The organism is Campylobacter concisus, from assembly GCF_002912425.1.
GTDB lineage: Bacteria > Campylobacterota > Campylobacteria > Campylobacterales > Campylobacteraceae > Campylobacter_A > Campylobacter_A concisus_AH.
Map to the genome: position 1 here is coordinate 1 of NZ_POYR01000078.1, position 7,152 is coordinate 7,152.

The following is a 7,152-nucleotide window of genomic DNA, read 5'->3' on the forward strand; positions in this document are numbered from 1 at the left end:
AATATATTAAGCCCCACCTCTGGGGCTTAATCCTCTTATAAATTTACCTACTTAAATTTACAAAATTTCAAAATTTACAAGCCGTTAATCAATATTAAATAAAATCCCTAACTAAAAATATGTAACGGAGATATTATGAAAAATGTTGATCTTGGACTTTTATTTCTGCGCTTAGGCCTTGGAATTTGCCTTTTTATGCATGGCTTTGGCAAAATTTTACACGGAGTTGGCGGTGTAAAGAGCATTTTAGTTGATGCTGGACTACCTAGCTTTTTGGCGTATTTTGCCTATATGAGCGAGGTTTTAGCCCCTATAATGATCGCTGTTGGTTTTTACTCAAGGCTTGGCGCGCTCCTAGTTTTTGGCTCTAGTCTTGTCATTTTGTATTCGTATTTTGGCTTGTCAAATTTACTTGAGCTAACTAATGTAAATGGCTTTAAAGCAGAGCTTATATATCTTTATATCGCTATATCACTTTGCATCATCTCGACTGGTAGTGGCAAATACGCTATCAAGCAAGACTGATCTAAATTTAGCACATATCAGATGTGCTAAATTTTCACACGTTTTGTTTAAATTTTAATTTTATTTTATTTTTTTATAACAATTTAAGTTTGTAGCCTTTAAATTCAAAAATATCTCAAATTTAAAGGACACATGATGAACTCTATAAAAAAAGAGCCTTCGTTTCTGCTAGCCCTTACACCTATCTTGGTTATGATCGTAGGCCTTGCGCTTGGCGTTGGTTATATGAAGCTAAAGGTTGAGCCGATCATTTTGATAGCAGCCCTCGTAGCTGGTGGCATCGCTTGGAGACTAGGATATAGTTGGAGCGAGCTTCAAGAAGGTGTCATAGAGAAAATTTCTAGCTCACTGCCAGCGCTTATGATACTTTGGGCAGTCGGTCTGCTTATTGGTTCATGGGTATTTTCAGGCACCATCCCTATGATCATCTACTACGGCGTGGATCTTATAAGTCCGCAGTATCTAGTCCTAACAGCTTTTGTCATCGCAGCTATCATTTCAACCGTAACTGGCACATCTTGGGGTTCTGCTGGCACAGTTGGCGTGGCTATCATGGGCATAGCTCAAGGTCTTGATGTAAATTTAGCAGCAACTGCTGGTGCGGTAGTCGCAGGAGCATACTTTGGCGATAAGCTCTCTCCGCTCTCAGATACGACAAATCTAGCTCCGATAGCAGCTGGCTCAGAGCTTTATGAGCACATCAAGCACATGTTTTATACGACTATCCCAGCAACTATCGTTGCGATAGCAGCTTATCTATTTTTTGGTAGCGAGGCGGCAAGCAGTGGTGCAAATGTTTCAGAGTCGGTTTTGGCACTTCAAGGTCAGCTTGATAAAATTTTTCACTGGAACATCATCTTACTTTTGCCTGTGCTTTTTGTCTTGGCTGGCTCGGTGCTAAAGTGGCCAACGATACCTGTCATGATCATAGCTTCGCTATTTTCAGTGCTTCTTGGTGTTATCGTTCAAGATTTTAGCTTTAAAAATGGCTTTATCTCAGTGATGACTGGCTTTAACGTCACGATGAGCGGCATTAATATGGAGTTTTCAAAGGATATCACTAAGCTTTTAAATAGAGGTGGCGTGAGCTCGGTAAATTCAACCACTATCCTAGTCATCTGCGCCATGGGCTTTGCTGGCATCATCTCAAAAACTGGCATGCTTACAAAGGTACTTCACACCATTATGGCAAGGGTTAAATCAACAGCAGGAGTCATCATCTCGACTATAGGCTCATGCCTAACTGTCGCATTTGTCACAGGTAGCTCATATCTTTCTATCCTCATCCCTGGCGAGATGTTTAAAGATTTCTACAAAGAGAAAAATTTAGCAGCCAAAAACCTATCAAGAACACTTGAAGACTCTGGCACCGTGATCGTCCCACTTATACCTTGGTCAGCAGCAGGTGCATATATGACAGCCACACTTGGAGTGCCAACGGTAGAGTACTTGCCATGGGCGATACTAAACTACATGGGTGTTGTCTTTGCTATCATTTTAGCGCTCACAGGTATCGGCATAGCTAAAATCAACAAGGAAACTAAATGATACTCATAAAAAACGTCAAAATTTACTCGCCAAAATTTATTGGCAAAAAAGATATATTTATATGTAATGGCAAGATCGTCTGCATAGCCGAAAATTTAGAGCCAAATTTACCAAATGTAAAGGTGGTCGACGCTTCAAATTTAGTAGCCATACCAGGCCTCATCGATAAGCACGTGCATATCACTGGAGGCGGCGGCGAGGGTGGCTTTAAGACTAGAGTGCCTGAGATCATGCTATCAAATTTAATAGAAGCTGGCATAACGACGGCTGTTGGCCTACTTGGAACTGACAGCACGACAAGAAGCGTTGAAAATTTAGTCGCAAAAGCACACGCGCTAAACGACGAGGGCATCACATGCTACGCTCACACTGGCGCATACAGCTCTAAAACGCCAACCATAACTGGTGAGATCGAAAAAGATATTGTCTTTGTTGATCCCATAATCGGCACCAAGTTAGCCATAAGCGACCACCGCTCATCAAGTGTAAGCAAAGATGAGCTCGCTCACATAGTTTCAGCTGGCAGGGTGGCTGGTATGATCAGCTCAAAGTCAGGCCACACCACGCTTCACATGGGTGACGGCAAAAAGGGCTTAAATTTGATCTATGAAGTGCTAAATGAGTATGATATGCCGATCACGCTATTTCAGCCAACGCACGTAAATAGAAACGAGGAGCTTTTTAAACAAAGCTTTAAATTTATAAAAGATGGTGGCTATATCGACTTTACCTGCATGCCAGGACTTACGCCACTTGAAGCTGTAAAGCGCGTCAAAAAAGAGAATTTACCGACAAATAAGATAACAATTAGCTCAGACGGCTTTGGCAGCTACTCTAGCTATGATAGAGACGGAAATTTACTAAAAATAGGCATCGCTAGCGTTAAGAGCTTATATGAAGAGTTTATAAATTTCGTAAAAGATAGCTTTAGTATTGAAGAGGCGTTGCCATATTTTACGACAAATGTGGCAAGAAGTGTGGCCTTGCAAAATAAAAAAGGCGAGATAAAAGAAAATTTCGATGCAGATATTTTGCTAATCGATGATAAATTTGAGATTAAATTTGTCGTTGCAATGGGTGAAATTTTAAAAGATGACAGCGGTTTTATAAAAAAAGGAACGTATGAATAAGTCTAACTTATTAACCGTTATTTAAGCTTTTTTTAAATAAAATTAGGTCTTTTTAATAAATTTAGTTGAAAGGAATTATTGTGCCAACCATAAATCAATTGGTCAGAAATGAACGCAAGAAAGTGACTGTTAAGTCAAAATCTCCAGCGTTAAAAGAGTGCCCTCAAAGAAGAGGAGTTTGCACTAGGGTTTATACTACAACTCCTAAAAAACCAAACTCAGCTTTGAGGAAAGTTGCCAAAGTTAGGCTTACAAGCGGTTTTGAAGTCATCAGCTATATCGGCGGTGAAGGTCACAACCTACAAGAACACAGTATCGTTTTAGTTCGCGGCGGTAGGGTTAAAGACTTACCAGGTGTTAAATATCACATCGTTCGTGGTGCACTTGATACTGCTGGTGTTGCAAAAAGAACAGTTTCTCGTTCTAAATATGGTGCAAAACGCCCTAAAGCTGGCGCTGCAGCTGCAACAAAAAAGTAAAAATTTAGGTTCGCAGACGTTGCTAAAATTTGCAAACGTTTGAGTAAAATTTCATAAAAATTTGAAGGAAAAATCAAAATGAGAAGAAGAAAAGCTCCTGTAAGGGAAGTTTTACCTGATCCGATTTACGGAAATAAAATAATCACTAAATTTATTAATTCTCTTATGTATGATGGCAAAAAAAGCGTCGCTACAGAGATAATGTATGGTGCTATTAAAGCTATCGAAAAGAAAAATGCTGAGGTTAAAGGCATCGACGTTTTTAACGACGCTATCGAAAATGTAAAACCTATTTTAGAAGTTAAATCACGCCGTGTTGGTGGTGCTACTTATCAAGTACCAGTTGAGGTTCGCCCAGCTCGCCAACAAGCTCTTGCTATCCGCTGGCTTATAACTTTTGCTAGAAAAAGAAGCGAAAGAACAATGGTTGATAAACTAGCAAATGAGCTTTTAGATGCGGCAAATTCAAAAGGTGCATCTTTCAAGAAGAAGGAAGATACTTACAAGATGGCAGAGGCTAATAAAGCATTTGCTCACTACCGCTGGTAAGAAAGAATTAGTATGGCAGAGAGAAAAACACCTTTACATAAGGTAAGAAATATCGGTATTGCGGCTCACATTGATGCTGGAAAGACAACTACAAGTGAGAGAATTTTGTTCTTCACTGGTATGAGCCATAAGATAGGTGAGGTTCATGATGGCGCTGCTACTATGGACTGGATGGAGCAAGAAAAAGAGCGTGGTATTACTATTACATCAGCTGCAACTACAGCGTTTTGGAAGGGCTACCAAGTAAACCTAATCGACACTCCGGGACACGTTGACTTTACTATTGAAGTTGAGCGTTCTATGCGTGTTCTTGACGGTGCTGTTGCGGTATTTTGTTCTGTTGGTGGTGTTCAGCCACAGTCTGAAACTGTTTGGAGACAAGCAAATAAATATCACGTACCAAGAATTGTTTTTGTTAATAAAATGGATAGAATTGGTGCAAATTTCTTTAGAGTTGAAGAGCAGATTAGAGAAAGATTAAAAGCAAATCCAGTACCTATTCAAATTCCTATCGGTGCAGAGGATAACTTTAAAGGTGTGGTTGATCTTGTAAGAATGAAAGCATACGTTTGGAATGACGAGAAAAAGCCAACTGACTATGTAGAAGAAGAAATTCCAGCTGAAGTTAAAGATAAAGCTGAAGAATACCGTACAAAACTAATCGAAGCTGTTTCTGAGACAGACGATAGTTTGATGGAGAAATTCTTTGCAGGCGAAGAGCTAACTGAAGAAGAGATCAAAAAAGGTATAAAAGCAGGCTGCTTAAGAATGACTATCACGCCTATGCTTTGCGGAACTGCGTTTAAGAACAAAGGTATTCAACCTCTACTTGATGCTGTTGTTGATTATTTACCAGCTCCAGATGAGATTGCAGCGATAAATGGTGTTTACGAAGATGGCACTGAGGTGACTGTTGAAAGTACAGATGATGGCGAATTTGCCGCTCTTGCGTTCAAGATTATGACTGATCCATTTGTTGGACAGCTAACATTTATCCGTGTTTATAGAGGAAGCCTTGAAAGTGGTAGCTACGCTTACAACACAGTTCAAGACTGCAAAGAGAGAATCGGCCGCTTACTAAAAATGCACTCAAATAAACGTGAAGAGATTACAGAACTTTTTGCTGGTGAAATCGGCGCTGTTGTTGGTCTAAAAAGTACCCTAACTGGCGATACTCTTGCAAGCGAAAAAGATAAAGTTATTCTTGAGAGAATGGACTTCCCAGAGCCAGTTATCAGTGTTGCGGTTGAGCCAAAAACAAAAGCAGATCAAGAGAAAATGGCGATCGCTCTTCAAAAACTAGCTCAAGAAGATCCAAGCTTTAGAGTTAGCACTGATGAAGAGAGCGGACAAACTATCATTAGTGGTATGGGTGAGCTTCACCTAGAGATCATTGTTGATCGTATGCTTCGTGAATTTAAAGTTGATGCTGAAGTTGGTCAGCCACAAGTTGCATACCGCGAGACTATCCGTAAGGCAGTTGAACAAGAGTATAAATATGCTAAACAATCAGGTGGTCGCGGTCAATACGGTCACGTATTCTTACGCATCGAGCCACTTCCAGCTGCTAGCGGATTTGAATTTGTTAACGACATCAAAGGTGGTGTTGTTCCAAAAGAGTACATCCCAGCTGTTGAAAAAGGTTGTAAAGAAGCGCTTCAAAGTGGTGTTCTTGCTGGATATCCAGTTGAAGATGTTAAAGTTACACTTTTTGATGGTAGCTACCACGAAGTTGACTCATCTGAAATGGCATTTAAACTTGCTGCTTCTATGGGCTTTAAAGAGGGCGCTAGAAAAGCAGGTGCGGTTATCCTTGAACCTATGATGAAAGTTGAAGTTGAGACTCCAGAAGAGTATATGGGTGATGTTATCGGTGACCTTAATAAGCGTCGTGGCCAAGTAAATTCAATGGATGATAGAAATGGTGTAAAAATCATTGCAGCTTATTGTCCACTTGCTCAAATGTTTGGCTACTCAACAGATCTTCGCTCAATGACTCAAGGTCGTGCGACTTACTCTATGGAATTTGATCACTATGAAGAAGTTCCTAAAAATGTAAGTGAAGAGATCATTAAAAAGAGAAATGGCTAATTAGCCAAAATAGGGCAGAGTGATCTGCCCTTTAAAATTTAACTACTTGAGTAAAAATTTAAACTATCTTACAAATTTGTCCTCATAGCTCAGCTGGATAGAGCGCAGAATTCCTAATTCTGAGGTCGTGAGTTCGAACCTCGCTGGGGACACCACTCCTGCTTTAAATGCTATCTCATAAAAATCTTGTATAGAGTACTTTTAATCATTTATATTTAGAATTCTTATTTTTATAAGTAGTTGTGTTTGGCATATAAATAAATTTATTTTTTAATGAATTATCTGTATGACCTCACTATCAATAAAATTTATCAACAAAAATTTTATATATTTAATAATCCATGCTAACATTTCAAAAATTTTTATTTAAGGAGAGTAGATGAAAAAAATTTTACTTTTAGGAGCCGTTTGTTGCATGTTGTCAGCTGATGTTAAAACTGTTAATATAAGCCCAGATGAGATCAAGAAATATGATCAGATCGTCGATATTAGAACTCCATCTGAATGGCAAGAGACTGGCATCATAGCTGGTGCAAAGACCATCACTTTTGATCCAAGTGATAAGAGTACATTTTTAGATGAGCTTTCAAAGGCGGTTGATATCAAAAAGCCTATAGCTCTTGTTTGTAGAAGTGGCAGAAGAAGCACAGCAGCAGCTGCAGCGATAGATAGCACAGATCTTAAGATTATAAATTTAGATGGTGGCATGAGTGGTTTGATCGAGCAAGGCTACAAAACTACACCTTATAAAAAATAGACAAATTTCTAAATTCTACATTTGACTACAAGATAAATTTATTTTGTAGTCAAAATTTATACTAAATAATAAA

At 39.1% G+C, this 7,152-nt stretch carries 7 protein-coding genes and 1 tRNA gene; all 8 read left to right on the forward strand.

Annotated elements, in window-relative coordinates:
- The first annotated feature begins 135 nt into the window (after positions 1-135).
- The 8 genes from CYP84_RS04605 to CYP84_RS04640 all read left to right on the forward strand — a co-directional run bounded on the left by CYP84_RS04605 (position 136) and on the right by CYP84_RS04640 (position 7,079).
- Positions 136-525, forward strand: coding sequence for a DoxX family protein (locus tag CYP84_RS04605; protein WP_087582018.1), 390 nt, complete (start codon positions 136-138; stop codon positions 523-525).
- A 135-nt stretch (positions 526-660) separates the two neighbouring features.
- The gene (gene nhaC / locus CYP84_RS04610) at positions 661-2,073 is read left to right on the forward strand and encodes a Na+/H+ antiporter NhaC (protein ID WP_103607056.1); all 1,413 of its coding nucleotides are present in this window, start codon (positions 661-663) and stop codon (positions 2,071-2,073) included.
- Positions 2,070-3,203, forward strand: a complete 1,134-nt coding sequence (gene iadA / locus CYP84_RS04615) for a beta-aspartyl-peptidase (RefSeq protein WP_103636831.1) — start codon at positions 2,070-2,072, stop codon at positions 3,201-3,203. Before nhaC ends, iadA begins: the two co-directional genes overlap by 4 nt.
- A gap of 80 nt (positions 3,204-3,283) precedes the next feature.
- On the forward strand, positions 3,284-3,682 hold the full coding sequence (gene rpsL / locus CYP84_RS04620; protein ID WP_021089995.1) for a 30S ribosomal protein S12: 399 nt from the start codon (positions 3,284-3,286) through the stop codon (positions 3,680-3,682).
- Positions 3,683-3,760: 78 nt separating this feature from the next.
- Positions 3,761-4,231, forward strand: coding sequence for a 30S ribosomal protein S7 (rpsG, locus tag CYP84_RS04625; protein WP_002941142.1), 471 nt, complete (start codon positions 3,761-3,763; stop codon positions 4,229-4,231).
- Positions 4,232-4,243: 12 nt separating this feature from the next.
- Positions 4,244-6,322: an elongation factor G gene (gene fusA / locus CYP84_RS04630; RefSeq protein WP_103636832.1), complete on the forward strand. Its 2,079-nt coding sequence runs from the start codon at positions 4,244-4,246 to the stop codon at positions 6,320-6,322.
- Positions 6,323-6,400: 78 nt separating this feature from the next.
- Positions 6,401-6,477, forward strand: a tRNA-Arg gene (locus CYP84_RS04635).
- Positions 6,478-6,701: 224 nt separating this feature from the next.
- Positions 6,702-7,079, forward strand: a complete 378-nt coding sequence (locus CYP84_RS04640; RefSeq protein ID WP_103636833.1) for a rhodanese-like domain-containing protein — start codon at positions 6,702-6,704, stop codon at positions 7,077-7,079.
- The last annotated feature ends 73 nt before the right edge of the window (positions 7,080-7,152 follow it).

Bases quoted from the DNA above. Each gene is read 5' to 3' on its own strand.
- CYP84_RS04605 (WP_087582018.1), top strand. From the start codon at position 136: ATGAAAAATGTTGATCTTGGACTTTTATTTCTGCGCTTAGGCCTTGGA.
- nhaC (WP_103607056.1), top strand. From the start codon at position 661: ATGAACTCTATAAAAAAAGAGCCTTCGTTTCTGCTAGCCCTTACACCT.
- iadA (WP_103636831.1), top strand. From the start codon at position 2,070: ATGATACTCATAAAAAACGTCAAAATTTACTCGCCAAAATTTATTGGC.
- rpsG (WP_002941142.1), top strand. From the start codon at position 3,761: ATGAGAAGAAGAAAAGCTCCTGTAAGGGAAGTTTTACCTGATCCGATT.
- fusA (WP_103636832.1), top strand. From the start codon at position 4,244: ATGGCAGAGAGAAAAACACCTTTACATAAGGTAAGAAATATCGGTATT.
- CYP84_RS04640 (WP_103636833.1), top strand. From the start codon at position 6,702: ATGAAAAAAATTTTACTTTTAGGAGCCGTTTGTTGCATGTTGTCAGCT.